We start from the raw sequence: 19,575 nt of genomic DNA, 5'->3' as shown, positions 1-19,575 counted from the left end.
GGACGAGTGGGGGACCCATGACCACGGACGCCATCAGCCTGCGATCCGTCAGCAAGACGTACGGCAGGACATGCGGCAGGACGCACCACAGGACCAGCAGACGCGCCTCACGAGACGACACCACCCTGACCGTCACCGCACTCCACGACGTCACCCTCGCCTTCCCCCACGGCACCTTCACCGCTGTCATGGGCCCGTCCGGCTCCGGCAAGTCGACCCTGCTGCAGTGCGCCGCGGGCCTGGACCGGCCCACCTCGGGCTCGGTCGCCCTGCGCGGCACCGAGCTCACGACGCTCAGCGAGACCAAGCTGACCCTCCTGCGGCGGGAGCGCATCGGGTTCGTCTTCCAGTCGTTCAACCTGCTGCCCGCACTCACCGCCGAGCAGAACGTCGCCCTGCCGCTCAGGCTGGCCGGCCGGCGTGTTCCGAGGGCCCGGATCCGCGAGGTGCTCGAGCAGGTCGGCCTCGCCGAGCGCGCCCGGCACCGGCCGACAGAGCTGTCCGGCGGTCAGCAGCAGCGTGTCGCCCTGGCCCGTGCCCTGGTCACCCGTCCCGAGGTCCTCTTCGGCGACGAACCGACCGGCGCCCTGGACTCGCGGACCGGGCGCGAGGTACTGGCCCTGCTGCGGACCATGGTCCACCGTGAGGGCCAGACGGTCGTCATGGTCACCCACGACCCGGTGGCCGCGTCCTGTGCCGACCGCGTGGTCTTCCTCGTCGACGGCCGGGTCAACGGCGAACTCGTCGGAGCCGGCACGAACGCCATCGCCACCCACCTGGCCACGCTGAAGACCACACCACCAGCCCGGCCGACCACCCCTCCCACACTCCACCCCACACTCGTCACCCACCCCGAGGGCCGGCCGTGCTGACCATCGCCCTCCACACTCTCCGCACCCGCTGGTCGACGTTCCTGGGCACGTTCGTCGCCCTCTCCCTCGGCGTCGCCCTGCTCGCGGTGATGGGTCTGACCCTCGCCTCCTCGCTGGACGCACCGGAGCGACGGCCCGAGCGATTCGCCACCGCACCCGTCGTCGTCCAGGGCCGGAACACCCTGACCGTGCCGACCTCGACCGGCGCCCATGTTTCACGTGAAACACGCCAACTCGCCCACCCCCGCGCGGTTCCCGAGACAACCGTGGCCACGTTGAAGCGGCTCGGCACGGTCATCCCGGACCGCTCCTTCCCGGTACGCGCCGAGGGCGGCCCCCGCCATCTCGTCGGCCACCCCTGGTCCACCGCCGCGTTCGCCCCGTACGAGATCGCAGAAGGCCGCGCACCCCGCGCCGCGGACGAAGTGGTCGTCACCGGTGACTGGACGCACCCCGGCGACCGGCTGCGCACCGACCGCGGCACCGTGCGAGTCGTGGGCACCGTCCACTCCCGAGGCTTCGAGGCCGCCGTCTTCCACACCGACGCCCGGGCCGCCGAGTTGTCCCCCAACAGCACGCAACTCGTGGTGGAGGCGGATGCGCGAGACGTACGAGCAGCAGTGAAGGGCGAATCAGTCCGCGTCCTCACCGGCAGCGCCCGCCGCCTCGCCGACCCCGACCCCGACCCCGACCACAAGGCGCTCACCGCGATGAACGCCCTGTTCGGGACCGCGGGCGGAGTCACCGCGTTCGTGTCGGTGTTCGTCGTGGCGTCCACCTTCGCCTTCGCGGTCGCACAGCGGCGCCGGGAGTTCGGACTGCTGCGCACCGCGGGAGCCACGCCCGGACAGATCCGCCGGACGGTGTGCGCGGAGGCACTGCTGGTCGGCGTCCTCGCCTCGGCCACCGGCTGTGTGCTCGGCTCGTACGGCGCTCCACGCCTCGCCTACCAGGTGGTCGACGTCGGCCTGGCCCCGAACTGGTTCACCATCGGCGACTCCACGTGGCCGTACCACATGGCCTTCTGGACGGGTCTGCTCGTCGCACTGCTCGGTGTGATCGCCGCGTCCTGGCGGGCGGGGCGGACCGGCGCCGCCCAAGCACTGCGCGAGGCCTCCGTGGACGCCGGAGCGATGACCTGGGGCCGTCTGCTGTTCGGGGGCGGTCTGTTGGTGACCGCAGCGGTGACGCTGGCCGTGGCCCTGGTCACCGATCCGGGTGAGTTGCTGCACCGCAAGACCTATGTCAGCCGTCCGATGCTGCTGATCACCGCGGTCGCGCTGCTCGCGCCGCTCCTGGTGGGCCCGCTGATCCGGCTGCTGGCCTGGCTGCCGGCCCAACTGCCGGGCGCGGCAGGGATGCTGGTGCGGGAGAACGCCGCCGCGGCAGTCCGCCGTACGGCAGCCGTCGCGGCGCCCGTCCTGGTCACCGTCGCCCTCACGGGCTCGCTGCTGGGCGCGACCGCCACGCTGAACGAGGCCAGGGCCACCGAGACGCGCGAGCGGAGCACGGCCGACTTCGTGGTCGTCCCCGCCCCCGACGGGACCACGGGTTTCGACGCGCAGACACTCCACGAGCTCCGCTCGATCCCCGGCACCACAGCCTCCGCGACCTCGTCGAGCGCCGTCTTCGTCCTGGAGGACGGCGTGGCCCTCGTCAGGTCCGAGGCCCGCGCCGCCCAGGCCGCGCCGCTCGCCGCGACCACCCGTCTCCCCCTGGCCGCCGGGAAGGTGAGCGACCTCGACGACGGGTCGATCATCGTCAACGAGGAGTGGCAGCGGCACACCGTGGGGCAGTCCGTGGACGTGTGGCTCGGCGACGGCACCAGGAAGTCGCTGCGGATCGCCGCGGTGATGACGACCGGCACCGGCGACAACGGCGTCTACGTCACCCCGGCCAACGCTGCCGGCGCTCCTGTCGACCGCGTCGACGTCACCCTCGCCTCCGGCACCGACCCCGCTGTCGTGGCCGGTGAACTGCGCGAGGCGGGCGGACACGTCCTCACCCGGGACGAGTGGCTGCGGGCGAGCCGCCCCGGGACCGACCGGACCACCTGGTACGGCTTCCTGCTGGTCCTCGGCATCGCCCTGCTCTACTGCGGGATCTCCCTCGCCAACACGATGGTCATGGCGACCTCGGACCGGGTGCGTGACCTCGCCGTGCTCCGCCTCGCCGGGGCCACCCGCCGGCAGGTGCTGCGGCTGGTCGGCGCCGAGACGTTGACGGTCGTGACGGCGGGCGCAGTGCTCGGAATCCTGGTCGCCGGGCTCAACCTGGCCGGGATGCGGGGAGCGCTGGAGCGGCTGTCGGTACACGCGCCGATGCGGATGCCGTGGCCGGAACTGGGCGCGGTCACCGGCGCCTGCGCGGTCCTCGCCGTGGCGTTCTCGGTGGCCTCTGCCGCCTGGGCGATGCGTCGCGGGGCCGTCGAACCGGCCGGTACGAGGGAGTGAGAGAGAGCTCACAGCGTGAGCCACGCCACCACCCGCCCCCGGGAAAGGGGCAACCAGAAAGCCCCTTAGGTCCAGGACCTGAGGGGCTTTCAGTGGTGCGCGAGGGGGGAGTTGAACCCCCACGCCCTTTCGGGCACTGGAACCTGAATCCAGCGCGTCTGCCTATTCCGCCACCCGCGCATTGGGTGTGTCCTCGGGCTCCTCGCCTTGCGGTGCGGCGCCTTCCGACACGCAGAACATTAGCACGCTGAAGGGGGTGGATTCACATCCCATATCCGGGGGCAGCCGCCCACCAGCGGCTTCGGAAGGGGTCCGCCGATCCGGGGTGCGGTCGGCCACGTTTCGACCATGCCGGTTCACGTATCAACCTGTGCCGGTTCACGTATCAACCTCGTACCGGTAGCCCCCGTCTCCCCCAGAGCAGGCAAGGGTCCACAGTCAGGTGCGGGACACTGGTCTGCGGCCGCCTCTACGATCCTTGACCAAGGAGTGCACAGAGGAGTTCGACTGCGGAGTTCGAAGTGGAGCTCCACAGGGAACTTCGGAGGCGTCGACACCCGTCGACCGTGCCGACAGGGGGAACCAGCCGATTCACCGGCGCGTGGATACGATCAGTAAGCAGTACCAGGTAAGCAGCCGGCGCAGTACCCAGGACGGCAAGGACGGAGGAGGTGCCTCATGGGAGTCCTGAAGAAGTTCGAGCAGCGTCTCGAAGGTCTGGTCAACGGCACCTTCGCCAAGGTGTTCAAGTCCGAGGTCCAGCCCGTGGAGATCGCGGGAGCGCTCCAGCGGGAGTGCGACAACAACGCGACCATCTGGAACCGCGACCGCACGGTCGTACCCAATGACTTCATCGTGGAGCTGAGCACGCCCGACTTCGAGCGGCTCAGCCCCTACTCGGGCCAGCTCGGCGACGAGCTGGCCGGCATGGTGCAGGACTACGCCAAGCAGCAGCGCTACACCTTCATGGGCCCGATCAAGGTCAACCTGGAGAAGGCCGACGACCTCGACACCGGTCTGTACCGGGTGCGCAGCCGTACGCTCGCCTCCTCCACCAACCAGCAGGCCCCCGGAACCGCGGCCCCGGCCGGCCGGCCCGGCGCACCGGCGCCCGGTGCGGGCGGCTACGGCTACCCGCCGGCCGCTCCGGCGGGCGCCCCGCCCATGCCGGCCGCCCCGCCGCCCGGCCGTGGCGGTTACGGCTATCCGCAGCCCGCCCAGGCCCCGCGCCCGGGCGGCGGCCCGGTCGGCGCGCCCGCGCCGGGCTCCCGCACCCGCCACTGGATCGAGATCAACGGCACCCGCCATCAGATCTCCCGCGCCACGCTGGTGCTGGGCCGCAGCACCGAAGCCGACGTGCGGATCGACGACCCCGGCGTCTCGCGCCGGCACTGTGAGATCCGGACCGGAACGCCCTCGACGATCCAGGATCTCGGGTCCACCAACGGCATCGTGGTGGACGGGCAGCACACCACCCGCGCTACGCTCCGCGACGGCTCGCGGATCGTCGTGGGCAGTACCACCATCATTTACCGGCAAGCCGAAGGGTGAAGCGGGGGCAATGTCAGAGCTGACCCTGACGGTCATGCGGCTGGGTTTCCTGGCCGTACTGTGGCTGTTCGTGATCGTGGCCGTGCAGGTCATCCGCAGCGACCTGTTCGGTACGCGCGTCACCCAGCGCGGCTCGCGCCGGGAAGCAGGCCGGGCCCAGCAGGCCCAGCGGCAGGCGCCCCCGCAGCAGCGCCAGCAGCCGGCCACCGGGGGCCGCCAGCGCCGTAACGCCCCCACCAAACTCGTCGTGTCCGAGGGCACCCTCACCGGCACCACCGTCGCGCTCCAGGGCCAGACCATCACCCTGGGCCGGGCGCACGACAGCACCATCGTGCTGGACGACGACTACGCCTCCAGCCGCCATGCCAGGATCTACCCGGACCGCGACGGCCAGTGGATCGTCGAGGACCTGGGCTCCACCAACGGCACGTATCTCGACCGGACGCGGCTGACGACCCCGACACCGATTCCGCTGGGCGCGCCGATCCGCATCGGCAAGACCGTCATCGAGCTGCGGAAGTAGTGCTACATCATGAATAGGCGCGAGCGGAGCGAGCACGCGGCGTGGGCCCCCACCCCGGGCCCCGGCGCGCTCCCGACCGGAGGGTGGGCACCGTGCGGATGTACCCGGAGCCGACGGGCGAGGTGCGCATGAGTCTGTCACTGCGCTTCGCCGCCGGATCGCACAAAGGCATGATCCGGGAGGGCAACGAGGACTCCGGATACGCCGGCCCGCGCCTGCTCGCGATCGCCGACGGCATGGGCGGCGCCGCCGCCGGTGAGGTCGCCTCCTCCGAGGCCATCTCCACCATCGTCGCCCTCGACGACGACGTCCCCGGCTCCGACGTCCTCACCTCCCTCGGCGTGGCCGTCCAGCGCGCCAACGACCAGCTGCGCTCCATGGTCGAGGAGGACCCCCAGCTCGAGGGCATGGGGACCACGCTGACCGCCCTGCTGTGGACGGGCCAGCGCCTGGGCCTCGTGCACGTCGGCGACTCGCGCGCGTACCTGCTGCGCGACGGCGTCCTCACCCAGATCACCCAGGACCACACCTGGGTGCAGCGCCTGGTCGACGAGGGCCGTATCACCGAGGAAGAAGCCACCACCCACCCCCAACGCTCCCTGCTGATGCGGGCGTTGGGCAGCGGCGAACACGTCGAGCCCGACCTGTCCATCCGCGAGGTGCGCGCCGGCGACCGCTACCTGATCTGCTCCGACGGCCTGTCCGGCGTCGTCTCGCACCAGACGCTCGAGGACACCCTCGCCAGCTACCAGGGCCCCCAGGAGACCGTGCAGGAGCTCATCCAGCTCGCGCTGCGCGGCGGCGGCCCCGACAACATCACGGTCATCGTCGCCGACGTCCTCGACCTGGACACCGGGGACACCCTCGCCGGGCAGCTCTCCGACACCCCGGTCGTGGTCGGCGCGGTCGCCGAGAACCAGCACCAGCTGCACGACAACGGCATCATGCAGACCCCCGCGGGCCGCGCCTCCGGGCTCGGCCGCCAGGGCCAAGGGCAGGGCGGAGGCGGCGAGTTCGGGCCGCCCGGCTCCTCCGACACCACCGGCTACATCCCCGCGGGCAGCTTCGGCGACTACTCCGACGACGACTTCGTCAAGCCCCGCAAGGGCCGCAGGTGGCTGAAGAGATCGTTCTACTCGGTCCTCGCGCTCGCCGTCATCGGCGGCGGCCTGTACGGCGGCTGGCGCTGGACCCAGACCCAGTACTACGTCGGCGTCAACGGCGAGCACGTGGCGCTGTACCGCGGCATCAGCCAGGACCTGGCCTGGGTCTCGCTCTCGAAGGTGTCCAAGGACCACCCCGAGATCGAACTCAAGTACCTGCCGCCGTACCAGCAGAAGTCGGTCGAGGGCACCATCGCCGAGGGCGACCTGAAGACGGCTCAGAAGAAGATCGACGAACTGGGCGTCCAGGCCTCCGCGTGCAAGAAGCAGGCCGCAGCGCAGGCCACGGAGAGCAAGAAGAACTCCAAGACGGGCGAGGGCCAGGCCGGCGGCACCACGGGAACCACTCAGTCCTCCCTGGCGTCCAAGGCCACACCGACCCCGACGAGCACGACCTCCCCGTCCCCGAACGCTTCCGCATCCCCGACGCCCACTCCCACCCCCGGCCCCACCCTCTCGGACGAGGAGAAGCAGGTCGTCGGGAACTGCGGTACGCAGTAGGCAAGCCGTGAGAGGCCCTGGCACACGATGAGCAGCAGTACTTCGAACACGTCGACGCACCACACGTCCACGATCGGCGCGATCGGCGCGCCGAGCCGCCGCAACACCGAGCTGGCGCTGCTGGTGTTCGCCGTCCTGATCCCGGTCTTCGCCTACGCCAACGTGGGCCTGGCCATCAACGACGAGGTCCCCACCGGGCTGCTCAGCTACGGCCTGGGCCTCGGTCTGCTGGCCGGCGTCGCCCATCTCGTCGTACGCAAGTTCGCCCCGTACGCGGACCCGCTGATGCTGCCCCTGGCCACCCTGCTCAACGGCCTCGGGCTCGTCGCGATCTGGCGGCTCGACCAGTCCAAGCTGCTCCAGCAGATCCACGTCGCCGGCGGCAAGGCCACCAACCAGCTGATCTACACCGCGATGGGCATCGCCCTGTTCGCCGTCGTCCTGATCTTCCTCAAGGACCACCGCGTCCTGCAGCGCTACACCTACATCTCCATGGTCGGCGCGCTGGTCCTGCTGCTCCTCCCGCTGGTCCCGGGCCTCGGCGCCAACATCACCTACGGCGCCAAGATCTGGATCCAGGTCGGCAGCTTCACCATCCAGCCCGGCGAGTTCGCCAAGATCGTCCTCGCGGTGTTCTTCGCCGGCTACCTCATGGTCAAGCGCGACGCGCTCGCCCTCGCCAGCCGCCGCTTCATGGGCCTGTACCTGCCGCGCGGCCGCGACCTCGGCCCGATCATCGTCGTCTGGATGATCTCGATCCTCATCCTGGTGTTCGAGACCGACCTCGGTACCTCGCTGCTGTTCTTCGGAATGTTCATCATCATGCTGTACGTCGCCACCGAGCGGACCAGCTGGATCGTCTTCGGTCTGCTGATGTCCGCCGCCGGCGCCGTCGGCGTGGCCAGCTTCGAACCGCACGTCAAGACACGTGTCCAGGCCTGGCTCGACCCGATGCGCGAGTACACGCTGAGCCGCACTCCGGGTGTCACCGGCGTCCACTCCGATCAGGCCATGCAGGCCCTGTGGGCCTTCGGCTCCGGCGGCACCCTCGGCACCGGCTGGGGACAGGGCCACTCCGAGCTGATCCGCTTCGCCGCCAACTCCGACTTCATCCTCGCCACCTTCGGCGAGGAACTGGGCCTGGCCGGCCTCATGGCGATCCTGCTGATCTACGGCCTGATCGTGGAGCGCGGCGTACGCACCGCCCTCGCCGCCCGCGACCCCTTCGGCAAGCTCCTCGCCATCGGCCTGTCGGGCGCCTTCGCACTCCAGGTCTTCGTCGTGGCCGGCGGTGTGATGGGCCTGATCCCGCTCACCGGTATGACGATGCCCTTCCTCGCGTACGGCGGTTCCTCCGTCATCGCCAACTGGGCCCTGATCGGCATCCTGATCAGAATCAGCGACACCGCACGCCGCCCGGCGCCCGCCCCCGCCCCCAGCCCCGACGCCGAGATGACCCAGGTGGTCCGCCCGTCATGAACAAGCCCCTGCGCCGGATCGCGATCTTCTGCGGCCTCCTGGTCCTGGCCCTGCTCATCCGCGACAACTGGCTCCAGTACGTCAAGGCCGACAGCCTCCGGGAGGACCCGGCCAACCGCCGCGTGCTCATCGCGCGGTACGCCACGCCCCGCGGCGACATCATCGTCGACGGCAAGGCCATCACCGGGCACGCGGAGACGACCTCGGGCGACTTCAAGTACAAGCGCACCTACAAGGACGGCGCGATGTGGGCGCCGGTCACGGGCTTCGTCTCGCAGTCCTACGGCGCCACCCAGCTGGAGTCCATCGAGGACGGCATCCTCACCGGCGACGACGACCGGCTCTTCTTCCGCAACACCCTCGACATGCTCACCGGCAAGCCGAAGGAGGGCGGCAACGTCGTCACCACCCTGAGCGCCGCCGCCCAGAAGGCCGCCTACGACGGTCTGAAGAAGCAGGGCGGCAAGGGCGCGGTCGCCGCCATCGAGCCCTCCACCGGCAAGATCCTGGCGCTGGCCTCCTACCCGTCCTACGACCCCTCGACGATCGCCGGCGGCAGCAACGCCGACGCCGAGGCGTGGAAGAAGCTCGACAAGAAGAACAACCCCGACGACCCCTCACTCAACCGGGCGCTGCGCGAGGTCTACCCGCCCGGCTCCACCTTCAAGGTCGTCACCGCGGCCGCGGCGCTGGAGAACGGCCTGTACAAGACAGCCGACGAGAAGACCGATTCCCCGCTGCCCTGGACCATGACCGGTACCAGGACCCAGCTGAAGAACGAGGGCAACATCCCCTGCAAGAACGCCACCCTGCGGGTCGCGCTGCAGTACTCGTGCAACACCGTCTTCGGCAAGATCGGCGCCGACCTCGGCAACGACAAGATGCTCGAAGAGGCCAAGAAGTTCGGCTTCACCGAGGAGCAGTTCACGCCGGTCCGCTCCAGCGCACCGGTCTTCTCCGACGACATGAACCCCTCGCAGACCGCGCTGTCCTCCATCGGCCAGTACAACACCGCCGCGACCCCGCTCCAGATGGCCATGGTCGCCTCGGCCGTCGCCAACGACGGCACCCTGATGAAGCCGTACATGGTCGACTCCCTCCAGGCCCCCAACCTCGACCCCATCGAGCAGACCGAGCCCGAGAAGCTGAGCCAGCCGCTGTCCGCGGAGAACGCGCAGATCCTCCAGTCGATGATGGAGACGGTCGTCCAGAAGGGCACCGGCACGACGGCCCAGATCCAGGGCGTCACCGTCGGCGGCAAGACCGGTACCGCCCAGCACGGCGAGAACAACAGCAAGAACCCGTACGCCTGGTTCATCTCGTACGCCAAGGTCGGCGACAGCGCCCCGGTCGCGGTGGCCGTGGTCGTCCAGGACGACAAGGCGGTCCGCGAGAACATCTCCGGAAGCGGTCTCGCGGCGCCCATCGCCAAGAGCGTCATGGAGGCGGTCGTCAAGTCCAAGCAGTGACCCCGATCACGTCACCTCCACATCGATGCACGTTGCGATACCGGTCCTGTATCGGGTGACGCACTTGGCCAGGTCACACAAAGCGAGCCGGGTACGGTAGGCCCGGAGTGCAGCCTCCGACGGCACACACGTGCCGGTCGGGACCGACGGAGAGGGCTGGTAGGAAGCTATGGAAGAGCCGCGTCGCCTCGGCGGCCGGTACGAGCTGGGCCAAGTGCTCGGCCGTGGTGGCATGGCGGAGGTCTACCTCGCCATGGACACGCGCCTCGGCCGCACGGTGGCGGTGAAGACGCTGCGCGCGGACCTCGCGCGTGATCCTTCCTTCCAGGCCCGGTTCCGCCGGGAGGCCCAGTCGGCCGCCTCGCTCAACCATCCCGCGATCGTGGCGGTCTACGACACGGGCGAGGACTACATCGACGGGGTCTCGATCCCGTACATCGTCATGGAGTACGTCGACGGCTCCACGCTCCGCGAGCTGCTGCACTCCGGCCGCAAGCTGCTGCCGGAGCGCTCCCTGGAGATGACCATCGGGATCCTCCAGGCGCTGGAGTACTCCCACCGCAGCGGCATCGTCCACCGCGACATCAAGCCGGCCAACGTGATGCTCACGCGCAACGGCCAGGTCAAGGTGATGGACTTCGGCATCGCCCGCGCCATGGGCGACTCCGGCATGACGATGACGCAGACCTCCGCGGTCATCGGCACCGCCCAGTACCTCTCGCCCGAGCAGGCCAAGGGCGAACAGGTCGACGCCAGGTCGGACCTCTACTCCACCGGCTGCCTCCTCTACGAGCTGCTGACGGTCCGGCCGCCCTTCGTGGGCGACTCCCCGGTGGCCGTCGCCTACCAGCACGTACGGGAAGAAGCGCAGCCCCCCTCGGTCTTCGACCCCGAGATCACGCCCGAGATGGACGCCATCGTCCTCAAGGCCCTGGTCAAGGACCCGAACTACCGCTACCAGTCGGCCGACGAGATGCGCGCCGACATCGAGGCCTGCCTCGACGGCCAGCCGGTCGCGGCCACCGCGGCCATGGGCTCCGTGGGCTACGGCGGCTACCCGGACGACCAGCCGACCACGGCCCTGCGCGCCGACGCCGGCGCCACCACCATGCTGCCGCCGATGAACGGGGACGACGGTGGCTTCGGCTACGACGACCGTCCCGACCGGCGCCGCCAGAAGAAGTCGAACACCTCGACCATCCTGCTGGTGGTGGCGGGCATCCTGGTGCTCGTCGGCGCCATCCTGATCGGCAAGTGGATCTTCAGCGGCGGAGGAGCGGGCAACGACCAGGTGGCCGTGCCGAACCTCGTCAACCAGTCGCAGCCCGACGCCACGAAACAGCTGGGCAACGTCGACCTGAAGCTCGGCCAGGTCACCCAGAGGCCGTGCGAGAACACGGCCAAGAACAACATCTGCGAGCAGAACCCGACGCCCGGCACCAAGGTCGACAAGAACACCGCCGTCAGCATCGTGGTGTCCACCGGGGCGCCCAAGGTGGCCGTCCCCAGTGTCCTCGGCGATGACGTCGACAAGGCCACGGAGACGCTGCAGGACGACAAGTACCAGTTCGTCGTCAAGACCAAGAAGGAGGTGTCCGCCGAGAAGGAGGGCACCGTCCTGAACCAGGACCCGAGGCTCGGCGAAGAGGTGGAGAAGGGTTCCACCATCACCCTCACCATCGCCAAGGCCGAGGAGAAGTCGACGGTCCCGGACGTCATCGGCCAGTCCTGTGACGACGCCAGGGCACAGATGCAGGCCAACAACCTCGTCGGCAACTGCACCCAGGTGGACACCGACGACACCAACCAGATCGGCAAGGTCATCGCGACCACGCCGCAGGCCGGCAGCCAGGTCGAGAAGAACTCGTCCGTCAACATCCAGATCGGCAAGCCGAAGGACAAGGTCGAGGTCCCGGACGTCAGGGGCCGCACGGTCGCCCAGGCCCGGCAGATCCTCAACAACGCCGGCTTCACGAACATCCAGTTCACCAACGGCAGCGACCAGAGCGACACCGCGGTCGTGGCCCAGCAGGACCCGGGCGGCGGCAACGAGGTCGACAACCCGGGCGGCACCCAGATCAACCTCACCACGGTGGGCGTCGGCAACGGCAACAACAACGGCGGCAACAACGGCGGAGGCTTCTTCGGAGGCGGAACCGGCTAGCCGCACGCACAACTCCGCACAGGGACAAGCCCCGCCGCCCATCACAGGGCGACGGGGCTTCTGTCAAAGCACTGTCGCTGCTGCCGGACGGGATGCATGTGACTACGGCGATGGTGGCGGCTTACTCCGAGGTCGGCCTCACAGCCATTCGCTCCCTCGTACTCGACCGCCGCGCTGGAAGCCAACGGCTACCACACTCTGACAGGTTCAGAACTGAGTTCCTTCAAGCAACTCAGTGGGATTCAGTCGCGCACCGCATCCCTCGCTCTCTTCTCCCGCCGAACCGTCCTCAACGTCGCCATGCTCCTCCGCGACAGCGAAGTCGCACGTCAGGTGCGTGTGTACCTCCTGGACATGGAGTACCTGGCCCGCACCGAGCCTGTGGACAACTCCGTCCCCAGGGAGACCGTCTCCCTCAACGACCGCATCGACCAACGCATCACCCACATCCTCGGCAAGACCGTCGTACCGATGTTCAACGCCCTGTTTCGAGCACCACATCGCCAAACTGCTGCGCCGGGACGGCTGCACCAACGTCGTCGTACAGGGCGGTCGCGGGGACCGGGGTGTCGACATCATCGGGCTCACTGCCGCCGGACGACGGCTCGTCGTGCAGTGCAAGAGGTTCGCGCCCTACCTCAACATCACCAGCCCGGAGGTCCAGAAGTTCGTCGGGGCGGCGAAGGTTCTCCACAACGCGGATGTGGCCCTCTACGTGGCGACCTGCCCCTTCACCCCTGAGGCCCTGAGCATCGCCGCCGAGACCGGGATCACCGTCGTACACCGTGGGCTGCTGGAGCAGTGGAGCGCCGGGGAACCGCTAGCCGCAAGAGAAAGTTGCGGCTTCGGGCCTCCATCATGCTAGGTGACTGAGCTCCTTCAAGGAGCTCAGTCAGTTCAGTTCCTTCGGCAACGTCCGCTCGCTGTCCACCTTCTCCGTGCGGACCAGCTCGCCCCACACCACGTACCGATACCGAGACGTGTACACCGGCGTGCACGTCGTCAGCGTGATGTAGTGCCCGGCCTTCTTCTTGCCGGACTCCTTGGGGATCCGGCCGAGGACCTTGACGTTGTACTTCGAGGTCTCGGGAAGGACGGCGTAGACCTTGTAGACGTACCACTCGTCCTTGGTCTCGAAGACGATCGGGTCGCCCTTCTGGACCTTGTCGATGTTGTGGAACTTCGCGCCGTGCCCGTCGCGGTGGGCGGCGAGGGAGAAGTTGCCGGTCTTGCCGCTGGTGGGGAGCGTGGCCTTGACGGGGTCGACGTAGTAGCCGGCGACGCCGTCGTTGAGGATCTTCGTCGAGGTGCCCTTCTCGACCAGGACCTCACCGTTCTTCATCGCGGGGACGTGCAGGAAGCCGATGCCGTTCTTGGTGTCCAGCGCGCCGGGGCCGGTGTCACGGCCCTGCATCCAGCTGTCGCGCACCTTGTCGGCTTCCTTGTGCGCCGCACGGTCGGCGATGACGTTCGTCCACCACAGCGAGTAGACGACGAACAGGCCGAGCACCAGGCCCGCCGTGATGAGGAGTTCACCGAAGACGCTGACCGCCATGGCGATCCGGCCGGTGCCGCGGCGGCGCGGCGCGGGGTTGCCGGTGTTCTGCTCTTGCTCGGTGGTCGCTGCCACTAGTCATCTGCCCTTACTGGACGAGCGCATCCGGCTTGCCCTTGCTGCGCGGCCGTTCCTCGACCATCTTGCCCCAGACGATCAACCGGTACTTGCTGGTGAACTCCGGCGTGCAGGTGGTGAGGGTGATATAGCGGCCGGCCGTGGTGAAACCGGATCCCTTGGGGACGGGGTCGATCACGCTCGTGTTGCTCGGGGACGTCACCGGAAGCGTCGACGTCATCTTGTAGACGAAGTAGTCGTCCTGCGTCTCGACGACGATCGCGTCACCCGGGCTGAGCCTGTTGATGTAACGGAAGGGCTCACCGTGTGTGTTGCGGTGCCCGGCCAGGGCGAAGTTGCCGGTCTTCGCATCGGGCATCGCCGTCTTGAGCGCGCCCTCGCTGTAGTGGCCGACCATGCCCTTGTCGAGCACCTTCTTGTTGCTGACGCCCTCCGCTATCGGCACCACCACGTCCAGCTTGGGAATGTGCAGCAGGGCGAAGCCCTGACCCGGCTCGAAGGTGCCCGGAGCGCCCTTCCCGCTGGCCCAGTCGTTCTGGAGGCTGCTCGCCTCCTTGTCCGCCTGCGCGTGCGCCCGGACGTTGGTCCACCACAGCTGGTAGCTGACGAACAGCAGCATCAGCACACCGGTGGTGATGAAGACCTCTCCGATCGCCCGGCTCGCGAGAACGGCCGCGCCGGGTTTGCGGGCCTTCGCCTGCTTGCGGGCCTCGATGCGGGAGAGCGGCTTGCCGTCCGGCGAGTTCGGCGAGTTCGGCGCGTCCGACGCGCCCTGCTCCGGCTGCGCGTCGGGGGCGGCCGTACCGCCATGACGCCCGTGACGGCGCTTGGCGGCCTTTCTGCGGGCCGCACGGCCGCCCTGTGGGGATCGAGTGGCGGATGTGACGGAAGAGGCCGCAGAGGCGGATATGGGGGGCGGCGGCGGATCGGGTATCCGCAACGCCACCGTTTCATCGTCGGCCGGGGGGACATAGGGCACCGACGCCCCGCCCGAGGACGCGCCCGAAGACGCCTCCCCGAACGACGCCTCCCCGAACGACTCCTGACCGTAGGACTCCTGACCGTAGGGCTCCTGGGCAGACGAACCAGACGAACCACCGGCGAAGGACTCCCCGCGATAGGCATCGCCGCCGTAGGACTCGTACGACGCGTCGCCGTACAAGTCCTCGCGCTCGGGGCGCAGGGCCGTCACGCCGTGGCCCTGCCCACCACCGGGGCGAGCCCCACCGACCTCGCCACCGCGCCCTGGTCCCCGCACTCCACCAGCCAGTTGGCCAGCATCAGATGACCGTGTTCCGTCAGCACCGACTCGGGGTGGAACTGCACGCCCTCGACCGGGAGTTCACGGTGCCTGAGCCCCATCACGATCCCGTCGTGCGTCCGCGCGGTGACCTCCAGCTCGGCCGGGACCGTCGCCGGCTCCGCGGCCAGCGAGTGGTAGCGCGTCGCCGTGAAGGGCGTGGGCAGCCCGGCGAAGACCCCACGGCCCTCGTGCTCGACCAACGACGTCTTGCCGTGCAGCAGCTCGGGCGCGCGGTCCACGACACCGCCGTACGCCACCTGCATCGACTGCATCCCGAGACAGACACCGAAGACGGGCACCCCGGTCGCGGCACAGTGACGCACCATCTCGATGCAGACCCCGGCCTCCTCCGGCGTACCGGGTCCGGGCGACAGCAGGACGCCGTCGAAGCCGTCCTGGGCGTGCGCCGTCGACACCTCGTCGTTACGCAGCACCTCGCACTCCGCGCCCAGCTGGTACAGGTACTGCACGAGGTTGAAGACGAAGCTGTCGTAGTTGTCGACGACGAGAATGCGCGCGCTCACTGGTTGTCCACCGTCACATCGTTGAAGGGCAGCAGCGGTTCGGCCCACGGGAACACGTACTGGAACAGGACGTAGACCACAGCAACGACCAGCACGAGTGAGAGCAGCGCCTTCACCCATGCGTTCCCCGGCAGATGCCGCCAGATCCAGCCGTACATGCCGTCCCTTCCGTCGCACCACGGCATCCACACACACGCCGTACCGCACCAGACTAACGGCGCAGGGCAACCGGCTTGCCGTCCTCCACAGGCTGTGTGGAGTCCAGGTGTGCCCAGACGATCAGCCGGTGGCTGTGTCCCCACTCCGGATCGCACGTGGTCAGCGTGAGATAGCGGCCAGGCCGCGTGTACCCGGATTTACGTGGCACAGGATCGATCACCTCAATATCGGTGGGCACTGTTTTGTAGGGCCCTTTGTCGATCCGATACGTGAACCAGGTCGTTCCGTCCGTCAGGACCACCGCGTCGCCTCGCCGCAGCCTCGGAAAGTCCTTGAAGGGGTCCCCGTAGGTGCGCCGGTGCCCGGCGACCGAGAAGTTGCCCTGCTGTCCGAGCTGCGCGGTGTTCGCGTAGTGCCCGAGCCCCTTCTTCAGGGTGGCCACCTCGGTGCCTTCGAGCACGGGCTTGTTCCACGTGAAACCAAGCCGGGGGATGTACATGATCGCGAAGGGCTTCCCACTCCGGTACGGCGCCGGCTCGGCGGGGGAGGCGGACGGGCCGGCCGTCACCTTCGGCTGCCGCACGCTCCCCTGCGACCACTGGTTCTGCAACTGGTCGATCTGGTCGTCCATGACGGTGTCGGCCTTCACACCGGTCCAGAACAGCACATAGACGACGAACAACACGATCAGGGCGCCGACGGTGATGCACAGCTCGCTGACGGTCCTGACGACGACACGCACCGGCGGCTCCAGGGGCTCACAGCGTGCTCACTCCACGGGCTTGGCGTACTGCAGATCCACTGTGCCCGAGTAGCCGGGAAGAGTCACCGTGCCATCGTCGGCCACATTCCAGCCGAGCCCGTAGACATTGACGTAGACCATGTAGTTCTGGATCGCCTTGGAGTCCGCGAGCGCCTGCTTCAGCTTCCCGGGGTCACCGACCGCCTGGATCTTGTACGGCGGCGAGTAGACGCGGCCCTGGAGGATCAGGGTGTTGCCGACACAGCGCACGGCGCTGGTGGAGATCAGCCGCTGGTCCATGACCTTGATCCCCTGGGCTCCGCCCTTCCACAGGGCGTTGACCACGGCCTGCAGATCCTGCTGGTGGATGACCAGGTAGTCGGGCTGCGGCTCGGGGTAGCCGGGGAGCTTGGCGGTCGCGTTCGGCGGGGCGTCGTCGAGCGTGACCGTGACCGCCTTCCCCTTGAGCTTCTGGGTGCCTGCCCGCTCCTCCAGGGCGGCGAGCTTGTCGTCCTCGGCCTTGGTGCTGCCGTCGTCGCGCTCGGCGAGCGACTCGACGTCCCGGCGCAGCGAGCCGTTCGACTCGTCGAGCTCGCCGTTGTTGCGGCTGCGCTCCTGGATGAGGTCCGAGAGCTTCAGCATGGAGGCGTCCGTGCGGATGTCGGTGCCCTTGGCCGTGTTGAAACTCGTGAAGAAGATGAGTCCCGCGAGAGCGAAGACGGCCACGGTGAGCACCCGCACCGGCCGGAAATCTCGCCTGCGGACAGGACTGGATCCGGACTGGGGGGAGTCGGCAGAATTGCTCAACGTACCCTTATCTCCTTCGGCGCCGCGGAAGCACTACGCTAACGGACGCCCGGGGGAGCGCTAAGAGTCCCCTTGTACGCTGCCCGGAGCCCGACCAGTTACCTGCGCGGCCACGCAGCGCATCGACAGGAGAGACCCTCGTGCCGAAGTCACGTATCCGCAAGAAGGCCGACTACACGCCGCCCCCGGCGAAGCAGGCGACCGCCATCAAACTGAACAGCCGCGCCTGGGTAGCCCCTGTGATGCTGGCCATGTTCCTCATCGGGCTGGCCTGGATCGTCGTCTTCTATGTGACGGACGGCTCGCTCCCCATCGACGCTCTGGACAACTGGAACATCGTGGTGGGCTTCGGTTTCATCGCCGCCGGATTCGGCGTCTCCACCCAGTGGAAGTAGCTCTCCCCAGGGCTATCCGCTGAGTTATCCACAGCCTGCAGCAATATCCACAGGACCTGGGGAAAAGACGACGATCTGTGGATAACCCATCGGACGTTGACGCCGGTACGACCATCCCATCAGCGCCCGTAAGCCTGTTCGCCCCCTTCCTGACCTGCGCAAACACAGGTCAGCGACAGGGGGCACAGCTGTTCCCGCACTGTATGCACAAGATCCGGTACTCGCTGTGGAAAACGGGCCGCTCAGAGGGGTCGCGCGGGCCCGTCAGGTCAGCTGTGCCGTTCTGATCAGGGTCATGCCCACGACGACCAGCAGGACCAGCGCACAGGTCCCGTACTGCACGAGTGCCCGCCTCTTACGCGGGGCGTGGACCATGCCGTAGCCGGTGATCAGGCCGGCGGCCAGGCCACCGATGTGGGCCTGCCAGGAGATGCCGCTCCAGCTGAAGGTGAAGATCAGGTTGATCACCAGGAGCGCGATGATCGGCCGGAGGTCGTAGTTGAGCTTGCGCATCAGGACCGCGGTCGCGCCGAAGAGGCCGAAGATGGCGCCGGAGGCGCCGAGGGTCTGGGTGGCCGGACTGGCCAGCAGATAGGCCAGGGCGCTGCCCGCGAGACCGGAGACGAGGTAGACCGCGAGATAGCGGGCGCGGCCGAGGGCCGCTTCGAGCGGTCCGCCGAGCCACCACAGGCTCAGCATGTTGAAGCCGATGTGCCAGATCTCCTGGTGGGCGAACATCGAGGTCACCAGGCGGTAGTACTGCCCGTCCGCGACACCTTCGGTGGGCTGGAAGGGCGCCGGCGGCCAGGCACCGATGAGGCTGAGGTCCGCCGCCAGGGACGTGTTGACCTGGAGGGCGATGAACACCGCGACGTTGATCCCGATGAGGATCTTCGTGAACAGCCGGGGATCGGCCGTGACCGTCCCGCCGGCGAGGGTGCGGGGCCGGGCCGCGGCCGGAGCCGGTCCGGTGCCGCCCCCGTCGCGGACGCACTCGGGGCACTGGAAGCCGACGGAGGCGCTGACCATGCACTCGGGGCAGATCGGGCGTTCGCAGCGGGTGCAGCGGATGCCGGTCTCACGGTCCGGGTGCCGGTAGCAGCCAGGCAGGTTCTGGGCCTCTGGCGTGCTGCCCGCCTCCTGATTCATGCCATCCCCTAAGTCGCCCGAAGTTGCCCGAAATCGCCCTGGGTCGTCGTGCCCACATGCACCGCCCCGCTCATCCTTACGGTTGAGCGGGGCGTTTGGTTCCCTTGGCGGAGGTTGCCCGGGGCTCAGCCCTGGCGCGTCTCCACGACGACCTGCTCGATGACGACGTCGTTGACCGGGCGGTCGTTGGGGCGGGTGGTCTTGACGCCGGCGATGGCGTCGATGACCTTCTGGCTGGCGGGGTCCGTGACCTCGCCGAAGATGGTGTGCTTGCGGTTCAGCCAGGCCGTCGGGGAGACGGTGATGAAGAACTGCGAGCCGTTGGTGCCGGGGCCGGCGTTGGCCATGGCGAGCAGGTAGGGCTTGTTGAAGCCGAGGTCCGGGTGGAACTCGTCCTCGAACTCGTAGCCCGGGCCGCCGATGCCGGTGCCCAGCGGGTCGCCGCCCTGGATCATGAAGCCGCTGATGACGCGGTGGAAGATCGTGCCGTCGTAGAGCCTCTTGGTGGACTTCTCCCCGGTGCCGGGGTGCGTCCACTCGCGCTCGCCCTGGGCGAGTTCGACGAAGTTCCTGACCGTCTTCGGGGCGTGGTTCGGCAGAAGCCGGACTTCGATGTCGCCGTGGTTGGTCTTCAAAGTGGCGTACAGCTGCTCGGCCACGATCTGCCTTCCGTTGTCTGCTTGTGCCC

Annotated in this window: 18 protein-coding genes and 1 tRNA gene; 10 read left to right on the top strand and 9 right to left on the bottom strand. The window is 68.6% G+C overall.

Translation table 11 applies throughout. The features are described 5' to 3' along the window. Positions 1 to 17: 17 nt before the first annotated feature. Positions 18 to 872 (top strand): ABC transporter ATP-binding protein, encoded by an 855-nt coding sequence (locus ACGFWE_RS26900; protein WP_393602285.1) that lies wholly within the window; start codon positions 18 to 20, stop codon positions 870 to 872. Next, positions 866 to 3,325 (top strand): FtsX-like permease family protein, encoded by a 2,460-nt coding sequence (locus ACGFWE_RS26895; RefSeq protein ID WP_393602283.1) that lies wholly within the window; start codon positions 866 to 868, stop codon positions 3,323 to 3,325. Before ACGFWE_RS26900 ends, ACGFWE_RS26895 begins: the two co-directional genes overlap by 7 nt. A 93-nt stretch (positions 3,326 to 3,418) precedes the next feature. Here ACGFWE_RS26895 and ACGFWE_RS26890 read toward each other — a convergent pair. Beyond that, positions 3,419 to 3,505: transfer RNA gene (locus ACGFWE_RS26890), tRNA-Leu, on the bottom strand. A gap of 498 nt (positions 3,506 to 4,003) precedes the next feature. Here ACGFWE_RS26890 and ACGFWE_RS26885 point away from each other — a divergent pair. The 7 genes from ACGFWE_RS26885 (at position 4,004) to ACGFWE_RS26855 (ending at position 13,040) form a co-directional block, all read left to right on the top strand. Further along, a complete protein-coding gene (locus tag ACGFWE_RS26885; protein ID WP_352387252.1) occupies positions 4,004 to 4,876 on the top strand; it encodes a DUF3662 and FHA domain-containing protein in 873 nt (290 codons plus the stop codon). Between the two features lie 10 nt (positions 4,877 to 4,886). Beyond that, positions 4,887 to 5,399 (top strand): FHA domain-containing protein, encoded by a 513-nt coding sequence (locus tag ACGFWE_RS26880; RefSeq protein ID WP_352387250.1) that lies wholly within the window; start codon positions 4,887 to 4,889, stop codon positions 5,397 to 5,399. A gap of 98 nt (positions 5,400 to 5,497) precedes the next feature. Further along, positions 5,498 to 7,063, top strand: coding sequence for a Stp1/IreP family PP2C-type Ser/Thr phosphatase (locus ACGFWE_RS26875; protein WP_352388020.1), 1,566 nt, complete (start codon positions 5,498 to 5,500; stop codon positions 7,061 to 7,063). 27 nt (positions 7,064 to 7,090) lie between these two features. Further along, the gene (locus tag ACGFWE_RS26870) at positions 7,091 to 8,542 is read left to right on the top strand and encodes an FtsW/RodA/SpoVE family cell cycle protein (RefSeq protein ID WP_352387248.1); all 1,452 of its coding nucleotides are present in this window, start codon (positions 7,091 to 7,093) and stop codon (positions 8,540 to 8,542) included. Then, the gene (locus ACGFWE_RS26865) at positions 8,539 to 10,011 is read left to right on the top strand and encodes a penicillin-binding protein 2 (RefSeq protein ID WP_352387246.1); all 1,473 of its coding nucleotides are present in this window, start codon (positions 8,539 to 8,541) and stop codon (positions 10,009 to 10,011) included. Before ACGFWE_RS26870 ends, ACGFWE_RS26865 begins: the two co-directional genes overlap by 4 nt. A gap of 169 nt (positions 10,012 to 10,180) precedes the next feature. Beyond that, positions 10,181 to 12,175 carry a Stk1 family PASTA domain-containing Ser/Thr kinase gene (pknB, locus tag ACGFWE_RS26860; RefSeq protein ID WP_352387244.1) on the top strand — a complete coding sequence of 665 codons (1,995 nt, stop codon included), beginning with the start codon at positions 10,181 to 10,183 and terminating at the stop codon, positions 12,173 to 12,175. 235 nt (positions 12,176 to 12,410) lie between these two features. After that, positions 12,411 to 13,040 carry a restriction endonuclease gene (locus ACGFWE_RS26855; RefSeq protein ID WP_393602280.1) on the top strand — a complete coding sequence of 210 codons (630 nt, stop codon included), beginning with the start codon at positions 12,411 to 12,413 and terminating at the stop codon, positions 13,038 to 13,040. 27 nt (positions 13,041 to 13,067) lie between these two features. Here ACGFWE_RS26855 and ACGFWE_RS26850 read toward each other — a convergent pair whose 3' ends face one another. The 6 genes from ACGFWE_RS26850 to ACGFWE_RS26825 are packed head-to-tail and all read right to left on the bottom strand — an operon-like array spanning position 13,068 to position 17,343. Further along, entirely contained in the window at positions 13,068 to 13,805 is a 738-nt protein-coding gene (locus ACGFWE_RS26850) for a class E sortase (RefSeq protein WP_393602278.1), read from the bottom strand. A gap of 13 nt (positions 13,806 to 13,818) precedes the next feature. Then, complete coding sequence (locus tag ACGFWE_RS26845; protein ID WP_393602276.1) at positions 13,819 to 15,000, bottom strand: class E sortase; 1,182 nt, start codon at positions 14,998 to 15,000, stop codon at positions 13,819 to 13,821. Next, the gene (locus tag ACGFWE_RS26840; RefSeq protein ID WP_352387237.1) at positions 14,997 to 15,635 is read right to left on the bottom strand and encodes an aminodeoxychorismate/anthranilate synthase component II; all 639 of its coding nucleotides are present in this window, start codon (positions 15,633 to 15,635) and stop codon (positions 14,997 to 14,999) included. The genes ACGFWE_RS26845 and ACGFWE_RS26840 overlap by 4 nt, the downstream gene beginning before the upstream one ends. Beyond that, positions 15,632 to 15,820 carry a hypothetical protein gene (locus ACGFWE_RS26835; RefSeq protein WP_352387235.1) on the bottom strand — a complete coding sequence of 63 codons (189 nt, stop codon included), beginning with the start codon at positions 15,818 to 15,820 and terminating at the stop codon, positions 15,632 to 15,634. The genes ACGFWE_RS26840 and ACGFWE_RS26835 overlap by 4 nt, the downstream gene beginning before the upstream one ends. Positions 15,821 to 15,846: 26 nt before the next feature. Further along, complete coding sequence (locus tag ACGFWE_RS26830; protein ID WP_393602273.1) at positions 15,847 to 16,536, bottom strand: class E sortase; 690 nt, start codon at positions 16,534 to 16,536, stop codon at positions 15,847 to 15,849. A 27-nt stretch (positions 16,537 to 16,563) separates the two neighbouring features. Beyond that, positions 16,564 to 17,343, bottom strand: a complete 780-nt coding sequence (locus ACGFWE_RS26825; RefSeq protein ID WP_352387231.1) for a DUF881 domain-containing protein — start codon at positions 17,341 to 17,343, stop codon at positions 16,564 to 16,566. A 140-nt stretch (positions 17,344 to 17,483) separates the two neighbouring features. Here ACGFWE_RS26825 and crgA point away from each other — a divergent pair, with 140 nt between their 5' ends. Further along, positions 17,484 to 17,738: a cell division protein CrgA gene (gene crgA / locus ACGFWE_RS26820; protein ID WP_020119474.1), complete on the top strand. Its 255-nt coding sequence runs from the start codon at positions 17,484 to 17,486 to the stop codon at positions 17,736 to 17,738. 264 nt (positions 17,739 to 18,002) lie between these two features. On the opposite strand, the gene ACGFWE_RS26815 is transcribed toward crgA, so the two are convergent. Both ACGFWE_RS26815 and ACGFWE_RS26810 read right to left on the bottom strand, forming a co-directional pair. Next, entirely contained in the window at positions 18,003 to 18,887 is an 885-nt protein-coding gene (locus ACGFWE_RS26815) for a rhomboid family intramembrane serine protease (protein ID WP_393602271.1), read from the bottom strand. 125 nt (positions 18,888 to 19,012) lie between these two features. Continuing rightward, entirely contained in the window at positions 19,013 to 19,546 is a 534-nt protein-coding gene (locus tag ACGFWE_RS26810) for a peptidylprolyl isomerase (protein ID WP_352387227.1), read from the bottom strand. Positions 19,547 to 19,575: the final 29 nt, after the last annotated feature.

It is taken from the genome of Streptomyces sp. NPDC048523 (genome assembly GCF_043199815.1).
Classification (GTDB): Bacteria; Actinomycetota; Actinomycetes; order Streptomycetales; family Streptomycetaceae; genus Streptomyces.
This window is presented reverse-complemented; position numbering and strand designations above follow the sequence as displayed.

Coding starts and splice junctions, on each gene's coding strand:
- ACGFWE_RS26900 (WP_393602285.1), top strand. CDS start 18: ATGACCACGGACGCCATCAGCCTGCGATCCGTCAGCAAGACGTACGGC.
- ACGFWE_RS26885 (WP_352387252.1), top strand. CDS start 4,004: ATGGGAGTCCTGAAGAAGTTCGAGCAGCGTCTCGAAGGTCTGGTCAAC.
- ACGFWE_RS26880 (WP_352387250.1), top strand. CDS start 4,887: ATGTCAGAGCTGACCCTGACGGTCATGCGGCTGGGTTTCCTGGCCGTA.
- ACGFWE_RS26875 (WP_352388020.1), top strand. CDS start 5,498: ATGTACCCGGAGCCGACGGGCGAGGTGCGCATGAGTCTGTCACTGCGC.
- ACGFWE_RS26870 (WP_352387248.1), top strand. CDS start 7,091: ATGAGCAGCAGTACTTCGAACACGTCGACGCACCACACGTCCACGATC.
- ACGFWE_RS26865 (WP_352387246.1), top strand. CDS start 8,539: ATGAACAAGCCCCTGCGCCGGATCGCGATCTTCTGCGGCCTCCTGGTC.
- pknB (WP_352387244.1), top strand. CDS start 10,181: ATGGAAGAGCCGCGTCGCCTCGGCGGCCGGTACGAGCTGGGCCAAGTG.
- ACGFWE_RS26835 (WP_352387235.1), bottom strand. CDS start 15,820: ATGCCGTGGTGCGACGGAAGGGACGGCATGTACGGCTGGATCTGGCGG.
- ACGFWE_RS26815 (WP_393602271.1), bottom strand. CDS start 18,887: ATGAATCAGGAGGCGGGCAGCACGCCAGAGGCCCAGAACCTGCCTGGC.